This window comes from Stutzerimonas frequens, assembly GCF_024448335.1.
In the GTDB taxonomy this organism is placed as follows: domain Bacteria; phylum Pseudomonadota; class Gammaproteobacteria; order Pseudomonadales; family Pseudomonadaceae; genus Stutzerimonas; species Stutzerimonas frequens.
Genome location: NZ_JAMOHM010000001.1, coordinates 87,548 through 101,800, shown reverse-complemented (window position 1 = coordinate 101,800; position 14,253 = coordinate 87,548). Strand labels below are relative to the sequence as shown.

The 14,253-nt window shown below is 60.0% G+C and carries 12 protein-coding genes; 10 read left to right on the top strand and 2 right to left on the bottom strand.

Translation table 11 applies throughout. The features are described 5' to 3' along the window. Positions 1 to 93 precede the first annotated feature (93 nt). Positions 94 to 2,316: a primosomal protein N' gene (locus NAO55_RS00455; RefSeq protein WP_102839687.1), complete on the bottom strand. Its 2,223-nt coding sequence runs from the start codon at positions 2,314 to 2,316 to the stop codon at positions 94 to 96. A 195-nt stretch (positions 2,317 to 2,511) separates the two neighbouring features. Between NAO55_RS00455 and rpmE the strand changes: the two genes are divergently transcribed. The 3 genes from rpmE (at position 2,512) to NAO55_RS00440 (ending at position 4,951) form a co-directional block, all read left to right on the top strand. Beyond that, positions 2,512 to 2,724, top strand: a complete 213-nt coding sequence (rpmE, locus tag NAO55_RS00450; RefSeq protein WP_003301052.1) for a 50S ribosomal protein L31 — start codon at positions 2,512 to 2,514, stop codon at positions 2,722 to 2,724. Positions 2,725 to 2,744: 20 nt separating this feature from the next. Further along, positions 2,745 to 3,539, top strand: coding sequence for a thermonuclease family protein (locus NAO55_RS00445; protein ID WP_102839581.1), 795 nt, complete (start codon positions 2,745 to 2,747; stop codon positions 3,537 to 3,539). Positions 3,540 to 3,682: 143 nt separating this feature from the next. Then, positions 3,683 to 4,951 carry a malic enzyme-like NAD(P)-binding protein gene (locus NAO55_RS00440; RefSeq protein WP_102839582.1) on the top strand — a complete coding sequence of 423 codons (1,269 nt, stop codon included), beginning with the start codon at positions 3,683 to 3,685 and terminating at the stop codon, positions 4,949 to 4,951. A gap of 65 nt (positions 4,952 to 5,016) precedes the next feature. On the opposite strand, the gene NAO55_RS00435 is transcribed toward NAO55_RS00440, so the two are convergent. Further along, complete coding sequence (locus tag NAO55_RS00435; protein WP_102839583.1) at positions 5,017 to 7,437, bottom strand: penicillin-binding protein 1A; 2,421 nt, start codon at positions 7,435 to 7,437, stop codon at positions 5,017 to 5,019. A 181-nt stretch (positions 7,438 to 7,618) separates the two neighbouring features. On the opposite strand from NAO55_RS00435, the gene NAO55_RS00430 reads away from it, so the two are divergent. From NAO55_RS00430 to aroB, 7 genes are read left to right on the top strand one after another with little or no spacing between them, the layout of a single operon-like run. Next, entirely contained in the window at positions 7,619 to 8,683 is a 1,065-nt protein-coding gene (locus NAO55_RS00430) for a pilus assembly protein PilM (RefSeq protein WP_102839584.1), read from the top strand. Further along, a complete protein-coding gene (locus tag NAO55_RS00425; protein ID WP_063539613.1) occupies positions 8,683 to 9,255 on the top strand; it encodes a PilN domain-containing protein in 573 nt (190 codons plus the stop codon). Before NAO55_RS00430 ends, NAO55_RS00425 begins: the two co-directional genes overlap by 1 nt. Further along, on the top strand, positions 9,252 to 9,875 hold the full coding sequence (pilO, locus tag NAO55_RS00420) for a type 4a pilus biogenesis protein PilO (protein WP_102839585.1): 624 nt from the start codon (positions 9,252 to 9,254) through the stop codon (positions 9,873 to 9,875). Before NAO55_RS00425 ends, pilO begins: the two co-directional genes overlap by 4 nt. Continuing rightward, entirely contained in the window at positions 9,872 to 10,399 is a 528-nt protein-coding gene (gene pilP, locus NAO55_RS00415; protein WP_102839586.1) for a type 4a pilus biogenesis lipoprotein PilP, read from the top strand. The genes pilO and pilP overlap by 4 nt, the downstream gene beginning before the upstream one ends. Before the next feature lie 53 nt (positions 10,400 to 10,452). Next, positions 10,453 to 12,570, top strand: coding sequence for a type IV pilus secretin PilQ (locus NAO55_RS00410; protein WP_102839587.1), 2,118 nt, complete (start codon positions 10,453 to 10,455; stop codon positions 12,568 to 12,570). A gap of 5 nt (positions 12,571 to 12,575) precedes the next feature. Further along, a complete protein-coding gene (gene aroK, locus NAO55_RS00405; RefSeq protein ID WP_102839588.1) occupies positions 12,576 to 13,121 on the top strand; it encodes a shikimate kinase AroK in 546 nt (181 codons plus the stop codon). A gap of 22 nt (positions 13,122 to 13,143) precedes the next feature. Next, positions 13,144 to 14,247 carry a 3-dehydroquinate synthase gene (gene aroB / locus NAO55_RS00400; protein ID WP_102839589.1) on the top strand — a complete coding sequence of 368 codons (1,104 nt, stop codon included), beginning with the start codon at positions 13,144 to 13,146 and terminating at the stop codon, positions 14,245 to 14,247. Positions 14,248 to 14,253: the final 6 nt, after the last annotated feature.

Below are 14,253 nucleotides of genomic sequence, written 5' to 3'. Positions count from 1 at the left end.
TGCGCGAAAACCCGGCATTATCGGGGCGTGATGGGTGTGGCTTCAAGCCGTGTGGTTCGCGCTGCCGGAAAGTCATGCTTTCCTAAGGCACAATCAGAACAGATCGATCGGGTCGACATCCAGGCTCCAGCGCACGGCGCGTCCGCCGGGCAGCTGCTCGAGCAGTGGCACCCAGGCATCCATCAGGCGATGCAGGGCCGCGCGGGCGTTGCCCTGCAGCAGCAGCTGCGCCCGGTAGCGCCCGGCGCGACGCTCCATCGGCGCCGGCACCGGACCGAGCAGCTCGATGCCGCTGAGCTGCAGCTGCCCGAGCGTCTGCTCCGCCAGCGTGCAGGCTTCGTCGAGGAAGGCCTCGGCCTGGCCGGGCTTCTGCGCTTCGGCGCGCAGCAATGCCAGATGGCTGAAGGGCGGCAGGCCGGCGGCGCGACGTTCGGACAGCGCCTGCTCGGCGAAGGCGAAATAGCCCTGGTCGGTCAGCTGCACCAGCAGCGGGTGGTCGGCCAGGTGCGTCTGGATGATCACGTTGCCCGGTTCCTCCGCGCGTCCGGCACGCCCAGCGACCTGCACGATCAACTGGGCCATCCGCTCGCTGGCGCGAAAATCGGCGGAAAACAGCCCGCCGTCGGCGTCGAGAATCGCCACCAGGGTCACCCGCGGAAAATGGTGCCCCTTGGCGAGCATCTGGGTGCCGACCAAAAGGCAGGGCTCGCCACGGTTGATGGTGGTGAACATCTTTTCCATCGCGCCCTTGCGCGCGGTGCTGTCGCGGTCGATGCGCAGCACCGGGTAATCGGGGAACAGGACGCCGAGCCGCTCTTCGGCGCGCTCGGTCCCGGCGCCGACCGGGCGCAGGTCTACCTTGCCGCAGTCGGGGCAGCTGCGCGGCGGCCGCTCGACGTGCCCGCAGTGGTGGCAGCGCAGTTCGTTGTGCCGTTGGTGCAGGGTCATGCGCGCATCGCAGCGCGGGCACTGGCTGAGCCAGCCGCAGTCGTGGCAAAGCAGGGTTGGGGCGAAGCCACGGCGGTTGAGGTAGACCAGTACTTGCTGCCCGGCTGCGAGCGTCTGGCCGATGGCCTGTTGCAGCGGGCCGGATATGCCGGCGTCCAGGGGGCGGCTCTTCACGTCCAGTCGCAGGAAGCGCGGCTGCTGGGCATTACCGGCGCGCTGGCTCAGCTTGAGCAGCGCGTAGCGGCCGCTGTGGGCGTTGTGCAGACTCTCCAGCGAGGGCGTCGCCGAGCCGAGCACGATCGGCAGGTTTTCCTGGCGGGCACGGACCAGCGCCAGGTTGCGGGCGTGATAGCGCAGGCCTTCCTGCTGTTTATAGGAAGCGTCATGTTCCTCGTCGATGATGATCAGGCCGGGATTCTTCATCGGCGTGAACAGGGCCGAGCGGGTGCCGATGATGATGTCCGCTTCGCCATCGCGGGCCGCGAGCCAGGCATCGAGCCGCTCGCGATCGTTGATGTTGGAGTGCAGCAGCGCGATCCGCGCATTGAAACGCTGCTCGAAGCGGGCCAGTGTCTGTGGGCCGAGGTTGATCTCCGGGATCAGCACCAGGGCCTGCTTGCCGGCCGCGAGCACGCGATGGATCAGTTGCAGATAGACCTCGGTCTTGCCGCTGCCGGTGACGCCGGCCAGCAGAAAGGCCCGAAAGCTGCCGAGGCCGGCGCTGACTGCTTCGAAGGCGGCGCGCTGTTGCGCATTCAGCGTCAGCTCGGCCTGCAGCAGCCAGCTACCACTGTGCTGTCGCGCTGGGCTGCTGCGGCGCGACTCCACCCTTACCAGGCCCTTCTCCTGCAGCAGGTCGAGGCTGTCCTTGTTCAGCTGCAGCTTGCCGATCAGGGCGTGGGGCAGGCCGTGGGCATGCTGTGCGATGATCTTCAGGGCTTCGCGCTGACGCGGGGCACGGGCCAATCGCGGATCGTCCGGGCTGGCACTTTCGACCAGGCGCCAGTAGCGTTCCAGGCGCGCTTCGGCCGGTTCGCCTTGGCGCAACAGCACCGGCAATGCCCAGTTCAGGGTATCTCCGAGGCTGTGCTGGTAATACTGAGCGGTCCACAGGCAGAGCTTGAACAGGGGGAGCGGCAGTGGCGGCTTGCTATCCAGCAGCTCGAGCGCAGGCTTGAGTTTTTCCAGCGGCACTTCGCTCTGATCGCTCAGCTCTACCAGCACGCCGATGACCTCGCGCCGGCCGAACGGCACGCGCAGGCGCATGCCCGGCTGCAGCGAGTCGGGAGCGACGCCATGTGGTGGCAGGTAGTCGAACAGGCGGCGCAGCGGTGAAGGCAGCGCCAGGCGGAGGATGCTGGAAGGCACGCGTTGATCCTTGGTGACGAGCGCCGATGGTAAACGATCGCGGTGCTCGGTGCCGTCCGATAGCGCGTCCGGAGGCGCCGGAACGTCGGTCGCCTGCGCTTGCATCACCTTTGTGCTCTGGTATGATTCGCGCCCTACTTCGTGCGGTACTCGACATAGGGTCGGGTGGCGGCACGCAATCCCAGAGGATTCACCATGAAAGCCGATATCCATCCGAACTACGTCGAAATCGAAGCCACCTGCAGCTGTGGCAACGTCATCAAGACCCGCTCCACGCTGGGCAAGAACCTGAACATCGACGTGTGCTCCGAGTGCCACCCGTTCTACACCGGCAAGCAGAAGGTGCTGGATACCGGCGGCCGTATCGATCGCTTCAAGCAGCGTTTCGGTGTGTTCGGCGCCAAGTAAGCCGGCACAGCGGGAATCCGATGAGGTTTTCCGAGCACATGAAAAAGGCGTCCCTCGTGGGCGCCTTTTTCGTTTCCGTCATCTGCAGCCTCCCGGCGCTCGCGTTCTGTCCCTCGCCTGGGACACTGCCGCGGGTAGGCGTGGCGAAGGTGGTCGATGGCGATACGCTGCGTCTGGTCGATGGCCAAAGCGTGCGCCTGATCGGCATCAATGCGCCGGAACTTGGGCGTGACGGTCGCAAGGCCGAGCCCTTCGCCGTGGCAGCACAGCGTCGGCTGCGCGCGCTGGTCGAGGCCAGCAACGGACGGGTGGGGCTGGTCCCTGGGCGCGAGTCAAAAGATCGCTATGGTCGTACCCTGGCCCACGCCTATGACGAGCAGGGCCGCAATCTGGAATCGGCCTTGCTGGCCGAGGGCCTTGGCTTGATGGTGGCGATCGCCCCCAATACGGCGCTGGTGGCCTGTCATCTGCGGGCTGAGCGGCTGGCGCGGCAATCCCGCCTGGGTATCTGGCGCAAGCTGACGCCGGGCTCGACCCGCGCGGTGAGGCAAGGTGGATTCGCCTTGTTGCAGGGTCTAGTCGAGCGCGTCGAGCACAATCGCGGCGGCTATTGGCTGGAAATGGATGGCCCGGTAGTGGTGCACATTCCGCCACAGGCATTCGATGCTTTCGATCTGGCACAGTTATCCAGGCTCGCTGGCGCGGCGCTCGAGCCCAGAGGCTGGTTGGTAGATCGTCGCGGGCGGGCCGGAAAAGGACAGGCTCGCTGGATGTTGCGGGTGACCCATCCGGCGATGCTCGGGCTGCCTCGCTGACTGGGCAGTCAGCTCCGGTCTACCCGAAAAGTCGTACTTGCCTGGGCTTGACAGCCTGCGCCGCGTGCTGGCTTGTGAGCGCGCTCGTTCTTGGCGTATGCTCGACCGCCTGTCTGTCCCAGTAAAATAAGCGGAAATGCCACATGACTGACCTGAAAACTGCCGCGCTCGAATACCATGCCCAGCCTCGTCCGGGGAAGTTGAGCGTCGAGCTCACCAAGCCCACCGCCACTGCTCGTGACCTGTCCCTGGCCTATAGCCCTGGCGTCGCCGAGCCGGTTCGCGAGATTGCTCGCGATGCGGAGCTGGCTTACCGCTACACCGGCAAGGGCAACCTGGTGGCGGTTATCTCCGATGGCACCGCTATTCTCGGTCTGGGTAATCTCGGTCCGCTGGCTTCCAAGCCGGTGATGGAAGGCAAGGGTGTGTTGTTCAAGCGCTTCGCCGGTGTCGACGTATTCGACATCGAGGTCGATGCCGAGAGCCCGCAGGCCTTCATTGATACCGTCAAGCGCATCTCGATCACCTTTGGTGGCATCAACCTCGAAGACATCAAGGCGCCGGAGTGTTTCGAGATCGAGCGCGCGCTGATCGAGCAGTGCGATATTCCGGTCTTCCATGACGACCAGCACGGCACGGCGATCGTCACTGCGGCAGGTATGCTGAACGCACTGGAAATCGCCGGCAAGACGCTGGAACAGGCCAAGATCGTCTGCCTCGGTGCTGGCGCTGCCGCGACCTCCTGCATGAAGCTGCTGGTCAGCATGGGTGCGAAGATCGAGAACATCTTCATGATCGATCGCAAGGGCGTGATCCATGCCGGTCGCGACGATCTCAATCAGTACAAGGCCGTGTTCGCCCACGAAACCGATAAGCGCACCTTGGATGACGCGCTGGATGGTGCTGACGTCTTCGTCGGTCTGTCGGGTGCCAACCTGCTGAGCCCGGAAGGTCTCAAGCGCATGGCGGCCAACCCGGTAGTGTTCGCTTGCTCCAACCCTGATCCGGAAATCAGTCCTGAGCTGGCGCATGCGACGCGTTCCGACGTGATCATGGCGACCGGTCGTTCCGACTATCCGAATCAGGTCAACAACGTGCTTGGCTTCCCGTTCATCTTCCGTGGCGCCTTGGACGTTCGCGCCAAGCGCATCAACGAAGAGATGAAGATCGCCGCCGCGCTGGCCCTTCGTGATCTGGCCAAGCTGCCGGTGCCGGCCGAAGTCGCCGCTGCCTATGGTGTGGACAGCCTGGAGTTCGGCCGCGAGTACATCATTCCGAAGCCTATGGACCCGCGCCTGATCACTCTGGTTTCGGACGCTGTAGCCAAGGCTGCGATCGAAAGTGGTGTGGCTACGCTGCCTTACCCGTCGCACTATCCGCTGAAGTCGGTGAACGACGTCTTCAACGGTTGACAGCGAGAACACAAAAACCCCGCCTTAGCGGGGTTTTTTGTGCCTGCGGTAGACTGGGGCTGTGCTTAGAACAGATCCAGCGGAGCCGCCTCGTCAGCAGGTAGAGGGCTGCCAGGAGCCTGATAGCCCGACTCGAACTCGCCCATCGGTGGCGGTGAGTCCTCGCTCTTGAATACTTCGAAATAGGCGTCAGGGGTGCCTGGCGCTGCGGCGCGACCGCTGACCGGATCGACACGCAATTTCAGCAAGCCGTCCGGTTCGGCAGGCGGATGCTCGGGCATGTCCTTGAGCACGGCGCTCATGTAGGTCATCCAGATCGGCAGGGCGACTGTGCCGCCGTATTCATTGCGCCCCAGGCTCTGCGGCTGATCGAAGCCTGCCCAGACGGTCGTGACGATGTCGGCGTTGTAACCAGAGAACCAGCTGTCGATCGAGTCGTTGGTGGTGCCGGTCTTGCCGGCGATGTCGTCGCGCCCCATGGCGAGCGCACGCCGGCCGGTACCCCGCTTGATGACGTCCTGCAGCATGCTGGTCATGATGTACGCGGTGCGTTCATCAAGGACCCGCTCGGCGAAGCGAGGCTGGCCATCAGTCTGCTCATCAGTCGAGACCTCGTGTTCCGGCGCTGCACTGACCTCCACACCATGATCCTGCGGTTCGTGCTGCGGTACACGCGCCGGGTTTGCCTCGAAGAGCAGTTTGCCCTCGCGATCCTCGATTCGCTGGATCAGGTACGGCTCTATCTTGTAACCACCATTGGCGAAAGTGGTCCAGCCGGTCGCAATCTCCATCGGGGTCAAGGTAGCGGTCCCCAAGGCAAGTGACAGGTTGCGTGGCAGATCTTGCGGGTCGAAGCCGAAGCGGCTGATGTAGTCGATCGTATGCCCAACGCCGAGGGTCTGCAGCAGCCGAATCGATACCAGGTTTCTGGATTTATAGAGCGCCTCGCGCATGCGAATCGGGCCGAGGAACGTGTTGTTGTCGTTCTTGGGTCGCCAAATGCGATCCATCCCTTCCTCGACGAATACGATCGGCGAGTCGTTGACGAGACTTGCCGCGGTGTAGCCGGCATCCAGAGCGGCGCTGTAAATGAAGGGCTTGAAGCTCGAGCCGGGCTGTCGTTTGGCCTGGATGGCTCGATTGTAGTTGCTCTGTCCGAACGAGAATCCACCTGCCAGGGCCTCGATCGAGCCGTCCCGCGGGTCGAGTGACACCAGCGCGGCTTGTGCTTGCGGGACCTGGCTGAACAGTGCCGAGTCGTCCTGCCAGCGAACACGCACGACATCCCCGATTTTCACAACGTCCGCGGGGCGTTGTGGCCGCGGACCCATGCTGTTCGTTCCGAGAAACGGGCGCGCCCATTTCATGCTCTCCCAGGCGACCGGATGCTCGTTGCCGTCGCGAGTGAGAACCAGGATGCCGCTGTTCTCCACTTGCGTGACAACGGCCGGATGCAGCCCGGAAAGACTCCTGTACTTGCGCAGCTCCTGCATCCAGGACTCGCGCGGGAGCTCACCCAGGCGTGCCTCCGGGCCGCGGTAGCCGTGTCGTTGGTCATATTCGATAAGCCCGCTATCGAGTGCGATGTTGGCTGCTATCTGCCTTTCGCTGGAGACTGTGGTATGCACCCGGAAGCCGTCGGTATAGGCAGCGCTGCCATAGCGTCCGACCATCTCGGCGCGGGCCATTTCCGCTATATAGGCAGCATCGAGTTCGGGGGCCGCGCCGTGGTACCGAGCGGTCTCAGGTTCGGCCAGTGCCTGCCGATAGCTCGTTTCATCTAACGAACCAAGCTTGTACATCCTTCCGAGAATCCAGTCGCGTCGCTCCTTGCTGCGAGACGGGTTGACCAATGGATTGAAGGCTGACGGAGCTTTGGGTAGGCCGGCAATCATTGCCAGCTGGGCGACGCTTAGCTCGGAGATCGACTTGCCGTAATAGACCTGAGAGGCGGCCTCTATGCCGTAGGCGCGGTTGCCTAGGTAGATCTTGTTGACGTACAGCTCGAGGATCTCGTTCTTGCTCAGTTCGCGCTCGATCTGCAGCGCCAGCAGAATCTCGTTGATTTTGCGTGAAAAGCTACGTTCGCTGGTTAAGAAATAGTTCTTGGCGACCTGCATGGTGATGGTGCTGCCGCCTGTCTGGATCTGTCCGCTTTTCAATAATTGCGTGGCAGCGCGCATCAGGCCGGTTATGTCGACGCCATAATGATTGGCGAAATTATCGTCCTCGGCAGCGAGTAGGGCGTGGATGAAGTCCTCTGGGATTTCCTCGAAGCGGATAGGCGATCGGCGCATCTCGCCGAACTCGGCGATCAGCTTTTCGTCGGCGCTGTAAACCCGCAGTGGAATCTGCAGCTGTATGCTGCGCAAGGATTCAACCGAGGGAAGGTTGGGATTGAGGTAGAGAAACGCACCGCTGATGCTCAGCAGCAGTGCGCAGAAGACTGCGAAGCACGACCAGGCAAGAAATTTCAAAAGACGCATCGGGGTTCTGGGAATCCGGGAATTTTGGGAGGGGGAAGGTGGCGATGCTGAAAGAGGAAAACCGTTCACATTATATGCGTTTTTTTTGCCGGGTAGCCATTTGCGCTTCTGTCAAGCCTGTTATTTAATGTGGATAAACATAATTAATCCGTAAGTTGCGGATAAAGATAGGAAATCGGTCGTGCTAGGGCTCTTCACTAAGAAAGCGAACACGCTGCTTGGGATCGATATCAGTTCGACCTCAGTCAAGCTTCTCGAATTAAGTCGATCGGGGAACCGCTACCGGGTTGAGGCTTATGCGGTTGAGCCGCTCCCACCAAATGCCGTGGTCGAAAAGAACATCGCTGAACTGGAAGGCGTTGGCCAGGCTCTGCAGCGTGTGGTCGCAAAGGCTAAGACCGGCTGCAAGTCAGCCGTGGTAGCCGTCTCCGGCTCAGCGGTGATCACCAAGACGATCGAGATGGACGCCGGGCTGTCCGACGAAGAGCTGGAAAACCAGCTGAAGATCGAAGCCGACCAATATATTCCCTATCCGTTGGAAGAGGTGGCGATCGACTTTGAGGTCCAGGGGCCCGCGCCGCGTGCGCCCGGTCGGGTCGAGGTTCTGCTCGCTGCCTGTCGCAAGGAAAACGTCGAGGTGCGCGAGGCGGCGCTGGCCCTGGCCGGACTCGCCGCGAAGGTCGTTGATGTCGAGGCCTATGCGCTCGAGCGCTCCTATGACCTTCTGGCGCCGCAGTTAGGGAGCGCGCATGGTGAACTGACCGTCGCCGTCGTGGATATCGGCGCAACGATGACGACTCTGAGCGTCCTGCATAACGGACGCACCATATACAGTCGTGAGCAATTGTTCGGGGGGCGGCAGCTGACGGAGGAAATCCAACGCCGTTATGGGCTTTCACAAGAGGAGGCTGGCCTCGCTAAAAAGCAGGGAGGGCTTCCTGATGACTACGACAGTGAAGTTTTGCTTCCGTTCAAAGAAGCGGTCGTTCAGCAGGTCTCACGCTCGCTGCAGTTCTTCTTCGCTGCTGGGCAGTTTCATGATGTCGATTGCATTCTGCTTGCTGGTGGAACGGCTTCCATCCCGGGTCTTGATCATCTCATTCAGCAGAAGATCGGCACCCAGACTCTAGTTGCCAACCCGTTTGCCGATATGGCTTTGAGTAGCAAGGTCAACGCAGGCGCGCTGGCCAGTGATGCGCCCTCGCTGATGATTGCGTGTGGGTTGGCGCTAAGGAGTTTCGACTGATGGCGCAGATCAACCTTCTGCCTTGGCGCGAACAATTGCGTGAAGAACGCAAGCAGCGTTTCCTTGCCTCTCTTTTCGGTGTGCTGGTGGTTGCGGCTGGCCTTGTTTTTCTTGGTGATCGCTATCTTCAGGGTGCGATTGAGCAACAGAGTGCGCGCAACGAATTCATAAAAAAAGAAATTGCCGTGCTGGATGCGCGAATCAAGGAAATCAAAGAACTCAAGGAACGTCGTCAGCAATTGCTGGAGCGTATGAAGATCATTCAGGATCTACAGGGAAATCGCCCGATCATTGGTCGCGTATTCGACCAGCTGGTGCGCACCCTGCCAGATGGAGTTTATTTCACTTCGTTAAAAATGACCGGCAAGAACATTGCGATCGTCGGGGCTGCTGAGTCGAATAATCGGGTTTCCAATCTCATGCGCAATCTTGATGGGTCGGACTGGCTTGAATCACCCAACCTGAATGAAGTCAAGGCGGTAACGGCTGGTGCGGTTGATCAGGAAAACGTCTTTCAGCTGACGGTACAGCAGACCCAGCCAGCCGTCTCTACGGAAGGAGCGAAGCCATGAGTCTGGCTGATTCGTTGCAGAGTCTTCGTAAGATTGATGTCGCCGACCTAGATCTGAATAACCTCGGCTCGTGGCCCACGCCGGTCAAGTTCATTACGGGCGTCATTCTGCTCGCCGTGGTGCTGGCTCTGGGTTATTACCTTCATTTGCAGGATATGCAGGTGCAGTTGGAGCAGCAGCAGGCTCAGGAAACGACCCTAAAGCAACAGTTCTCCAGCAAGGCATTTCAGGCGGCCAACCTTGAAGCCTATAAGGAGCAGATGGCAGAGATGGAAACATCATTCGGTGCTCTGCTGAGGCAACTGCCTAGTGATACGGAAGTTCCAGGGCTGTTGGAGGATATAACTCGGACTGGTCTGGGCAGTGGTTTGGAGTTTGAGGAAATCAAGTTGCAGCCGGAAGTGGCGCAGCAGTTCTATATCGAGCTTCCGATAAACATAAAGGTGATCGGTGGTTACCACGATCTGGCTACCTTCGTGAGTGGGGTTTCCAGTCTGCCGCGAATCGTTACGTTGCACGACTTTGAAATAAAGCCAGAAAAAGACGACTCGGCGTCCAAGCTGCGGATGAGCATCGTCGCGAAGACTTATCGGTACAACGACAAGGGGTTGCAGAAATGAGAGGCGTGCAACTCGTTGCGCTGGGCTTAAGCCTAGCGATGTTGGGGGGTTGTGGTAGCGGTTCAGATTTCAGCGACCTGCAGTCGTTCATGGATGAGGTTCGGGCAAAGCCGAAGGGAACGATTGAGCCGCTGCCGGCGTTCATCCCCTATGAGGCTTTTACATACAGCGCGGCCGCGCTGCGGCATCCATTCCAGCCGCCCGTCAAGCTGGATTTGGCGCAGCGGCAAAAAGGTTCCAAGGATATCCAGCCTGATGAGTCGCGCGTCAAACAGTTCCTCGAAGGGTTCAATATCGAAAATTTCACCATGGTCGGCACGCTTTCCAACGGGCATGGGCGTTATGCGCTGATCCGGGGAGGGGACGGTGTTCATCGCGTCAGGATTGGTGACTACCTCGGCCGTAACCATGGACGCATCGTCGAGATCAGCGAAGCGGCGGTGGATGTAGTGGAAATCGTTCCGGATGGAGAGGGTGGGTGGCTGGAGCGCCCGCGCAGTCTGACCTTGAAAGAGCGCACCTAGCGCGGGGCACAAGCATGGAAAACCTTTACCGGTCTGCACAACGGAAGAAATTTATGAATAGTACTCTCTCGCGCCTCGGCATTTCAGTGCTTGTGGCGTTCGTCTCGCCGGCTGTACTGGCAGCCAATCTCAATGCCTTGGATGTGGCCGCTCTGCCGGGCGATCGAGTCGAGCTCAAGCTGGCTTTCGACGAGCCCGTTGCGCCGCCGCGTGGTTACACCCTTGAACAGCCTGCTCGCATTGCCCTGGATCTGCCGGGTGTATCGAACAATCTGGGAGCGAAGAATCGTGAGTTGGGGGTTGGTAATGCACGTAGCGTTACGGTCGTTGAGGCGCAAGGACGTACTCGGTTGATTGTAAACCTCACTTCGCTGGTGCCCTATTCCACTCGAGTGGATGGCAAGAATCTGTTCGTCGTGCTGGGCGAGAAGGCCGGCGTGAGTGGCCCGGCAGCGGTTTCAGCGCAGCCGAGCGCAGTGGCGCAGCCATCTGTTACGACGGCTCCCGCGAAGGCGGTGGCTGTTGGTAAGGCCATTGACAACATTGACTTTCGGCGTGGCGATGATGGAGCCGGTAATGTGATTATTACGCTATCGGATCCATCAATCAGCTCGACCATTGAGGAGCAGGGCGGAAAAATTCGCGTAAATTTCGCCAAGGCTCAGTTGCCGGAATCGCTGCGTGTGCGCCTGGATGTCCAAGACTTCGCTACGCCTGTCAGGTTCGTTGATTCCGCTTCTCAGGCAGGTGGTGCGAGCATCGCAATCGAACCGACCGGGCGATATGACTATTTGGCCTATCAGACCGACAACAAGCTGACTATCAGCATAAAACCTCTTACGGAAGACGAAGCGGAAAAGCGTAAGGCTGATCGATTTGCTTATTCCGGGGAGAAGCTGTCGCTTAATTTCCAGGACATCGACGTTCGCTCGGTATTGCAGCTAATCGCTGATTTTACCGATCTGAATCTGGTTGCAAGTGATACCGTTAGCGGCAATATCACGCTGCGTCTGCAGAACGTGCCGTGGGATCAGGCTCTGGACCTGGTGCTCAAGACCAAGGGATTGGACAAGCGCCAGGTCGGTAACGTGCTGCTGGTGGCTCCTGCCGACGAAATTGCCGCACGTGAACGTCAGGAGCTTGAGTCTCAGCGGCAGATTGCCGAACTGGCTCCGCTTCGCCGTGAGGTGGTGCAGGTTAACTATGCCAAGGCCGCTGACATCGCCAGGCTATTTCAGTCGGTAACGGATAATGGCGGGATGGCGGAAGAGCGGGGGTCTATTGCGGTTGATGACCGCACCAACAATATCATTGCCTACCAGACTCAGGAGCGTCTCGATGAGTTGCGTCGTATCGTGGCTCAACTGGATATTCCGGTTCGGCAGGTAATGATTGAGGCGCGCATAGTTGAGGCAAACGTCGACTACGATAAGAGCCTTGGTGTTCGTTGGGGCGGCAACTTATGGTCGGGAGATAAATGGAACGTTTGGGGTAAAGACGGCGATCTTGGCGTCGAGGATGGAGAAGAAGGACAGGTCGGGAGGTTTCCCGGCATTCGGGAAACCCCGCTTAACACCCCTTTCGTCGATATGGGCGCAGTGGGAGCAACGTCTGGATTTGGCTTAGGCTTCGTTACGAATAATGCAATTTTAGATCTACAGCTGTCTGCCATGGAGAAAACCGGTAATGGCGAGGTTGTCTCGCAGCCTAAGGTAGTCACCGCAGACAAAGAAACTGCAAAGATCCTCAAGGGCTCCGAAGTTCCTTATCAGGAGGCGAGCTCCAGTGGTGCAACGAGCACGTCGTTCAAGGAGGCAGCTCTCTCGCTGGAAGTGACTCCGCAGATCACACCGGATAATCGCATCATCATGGAGGTCAAGGTCACTAAGGATGAGCCAGACTTCTCTCAGGCAGCGACTACCGGAGTACCGGCCATTCGCAAGAATGAGGTTAACGCAAAGGTTCTGGTAACTGATGGTGAGACGATCGTAATCGGTGGCGTTTTCTCCAATACGCAGAGCAAGTCAGTGGACAAGGTGCCGTTCCTAGGGGATCTCCCGTTCTTGGGTCGCCTGTTCCGCCGTGACCTAGTTCAGGACCGAAAGTCTGAACTGCTTGTGTTCATCACGCCGAGGATCATGAATAATCAGGCGATTCAAGCCAGTCGCTGAAGTTAATGCAAAACCTCATCCTCGTGGGCCCGATGGGAGCTGGGAAAAGCACCATCGGGCGTTTGCTTGCCAAAGAGCTGCGTCTGCCGTTCAGGGACTCCGACAAGGAGATCGAGCAGCGTACCGGCGCCAGTATTCCGCTCATCTTCGATGTCGAAGGCGAGAGTGGCTTCCGTGAGCGCGAGCATGCGGTGATAGCTGATCTTTGCCGGCTCGACGGCGTGGTGCTCGCCACCGGCGGGGGCGCCGTGATGCGTGAGGACAATCGCAAGGCGCTTCGTGCTGGCGGGCGTGTGGTCTACCTCTGCACTTCGGTCGATCAGCAGCTCGAGCGCACCGCCCGGGATCGTAATCGTCCACTCCTGCAGTCGGCTGATCCGCGCGGTGTGCTTGCCAGCCTGATGGCAGTTCGTGATCCGTTGTATCGATCGATTGCGGACGTCATCATCGAGACCGATGAGCGGCCGCCTCGTTTGGTGGTGATGGAGATTCTCGATCGTCTCGCGTCGCTTGCGCCCGGTGAAAGCCGCGACGAATCTGCGTTATTCTAAGCCCCTTTATTTCGGGGGTGTCATGCGGACTCTTCAGGTCGATCTCGGTGAGCGTAGCTATCCCATCCACATCGGCGAGCGGTTGATCGACCGCCGCGATCTCTTCGAGGAAAAGATTCGCGGGCGCCAGGTTGCCATCGTTGCCAACGAGACGGTCGCGCCGCTGTATCTCGAGCAGCTCAGGCAAGCGCTCTCCGGGTACGCTGTTACCTCCATAATCCTGCCTGATGGCGAGAAGCACAAAAACTGGCAGACGCTTCAGCTGATTTTCGATGCGCTGCTCGAGGCGCGTCATGACCGCAACACCATGATCATCGCGTTAGGTGGTGGGGTCATTGGCGACATGGCCGGATATGCCGCGGCAAGCTATCAGCGTGGGGTCGATTTTATCCAGGTGCCGACAACCCTGCTGTCCCAGGTGGACTCTTCGGTCGGCGGCAAAACCGGTATCAATCACCCGCTGGGCAAGAACATGATCGGTGCCTTCTACCAGCCTCGAGCGGTGATCATCGATACTTCGACACTCGCCACTCTGCCCGCCCGTGAGCTGTCGGCCGGGCTGGCGGAAGTCATCAAGTACGGGTTGATCTGCGATGAAGAGTTTATCGGCTGGCTCGAATTGAATGTCGACCGGCTGCGGGCTCTCGACCCGGTCGCTTTGACCGAAGCGATCCATCGTTCGTGCGCGGCGAAGGCGCGGGTGGTCAATGCCGACGAGCGCGAGTCCGGCGTGCGGGCCATCCTCAATCTGGGCCACACCTTCGGCCATGCTATCGAGACCCACATGGGTTATGGCGTCTGGCTGCATGGTGAGGCGGTAGCTGCGGGAACCGTCATGGCCCTTGAGATGTCTTCTCGGCTTGGTTGGATTCAGCAGGCGGAGCGTGATCGCGCTATACGCTTGCTGCAGCGCGCGGCTCTGCCCGTGTCCCCCCCTGCCGAAATGCAGCCAGGCGACTTCCTGCAGCACATGGCGGTCGACAAGAAGGTCCTGGACGGCAAGCTGCGTCTGGTCCTGCTGCGTGGAATGGGAGAAGCCGTGGTGACTGGCGACTTCCCTCGCGATGTACTGGAAGCGACCTTGAACGCCAACTACGGCGCAATGACGGAACAGATGGGAGCGTAAGAAAAT

Coding starts and splice junctions, on each gene's coding strand:
- rpmE (WP_003301052.1), top strand. CDS start 2,512: ATGAAAGCCGATATCCATCCGAACTACGTCGAAATCGAAGCCACCTGC.
- NAO55_RS00445 (WP_102839581.1), top strand. CDS start 2,745: ATGAGGTTTTCCGAGCACATGAAAAAGGCGTCCCTCGTGGGCGCCTTT.
- NAO55_RS00440 (WP_102839582.1), top strand. CDS start 3,683: ATGACTGACCTGAAAACTGCCGCGCTCGAATACCATGCCCAGCCTCGT.
- NAO55_RS00435 (WP_102839583.1), bottom strand. CDS start 7,437: ATGCGTCTTTTGAAATTTCTTGCCTGGTCGTGCTTCGCAGTCTTCTGC.
- NAO55_RS00425 (WP_063539613.1), top strand. CDS start 8,683: ATGGCGCAGATCAACCTTCTGCCTTGGCGCGAACAATTGCGTGAAGAA.
- pilO (WP_102839585.1), top strand. CDS start 9,252: ATGAGTCTGGCTGATTCGTTGCAGAGTCTTCGTAAGATTGATGTCGCC.
- pilP (WP_102839586.1), top strand. CDS start 9,872: ATGAGAGGCGTGCAACTCGTTGCGCTGGGCTTAAGCCTAGCGATGTTG.
- NAO55_RS00410 (WP_102839587.1), top strand. CDS start 10,453: ATGAATAGTACTCTCTCGCGCCTCGGCATTTCAGTGCTTGTGGCGTTC.
- aroK (WP_102839588.1), top strand. CDS start 12,576: ATGCAAAACCTCATCCTCGTGGGCCCGATGGGAGCTGGGAAAAGCACC.
- aroB (WP_102839589.1), top strand. CDS start 13,144: ATGCGGACTCTTCAGGTCGATCTCGGTGAGCGTAGCTATCCCATCCAC.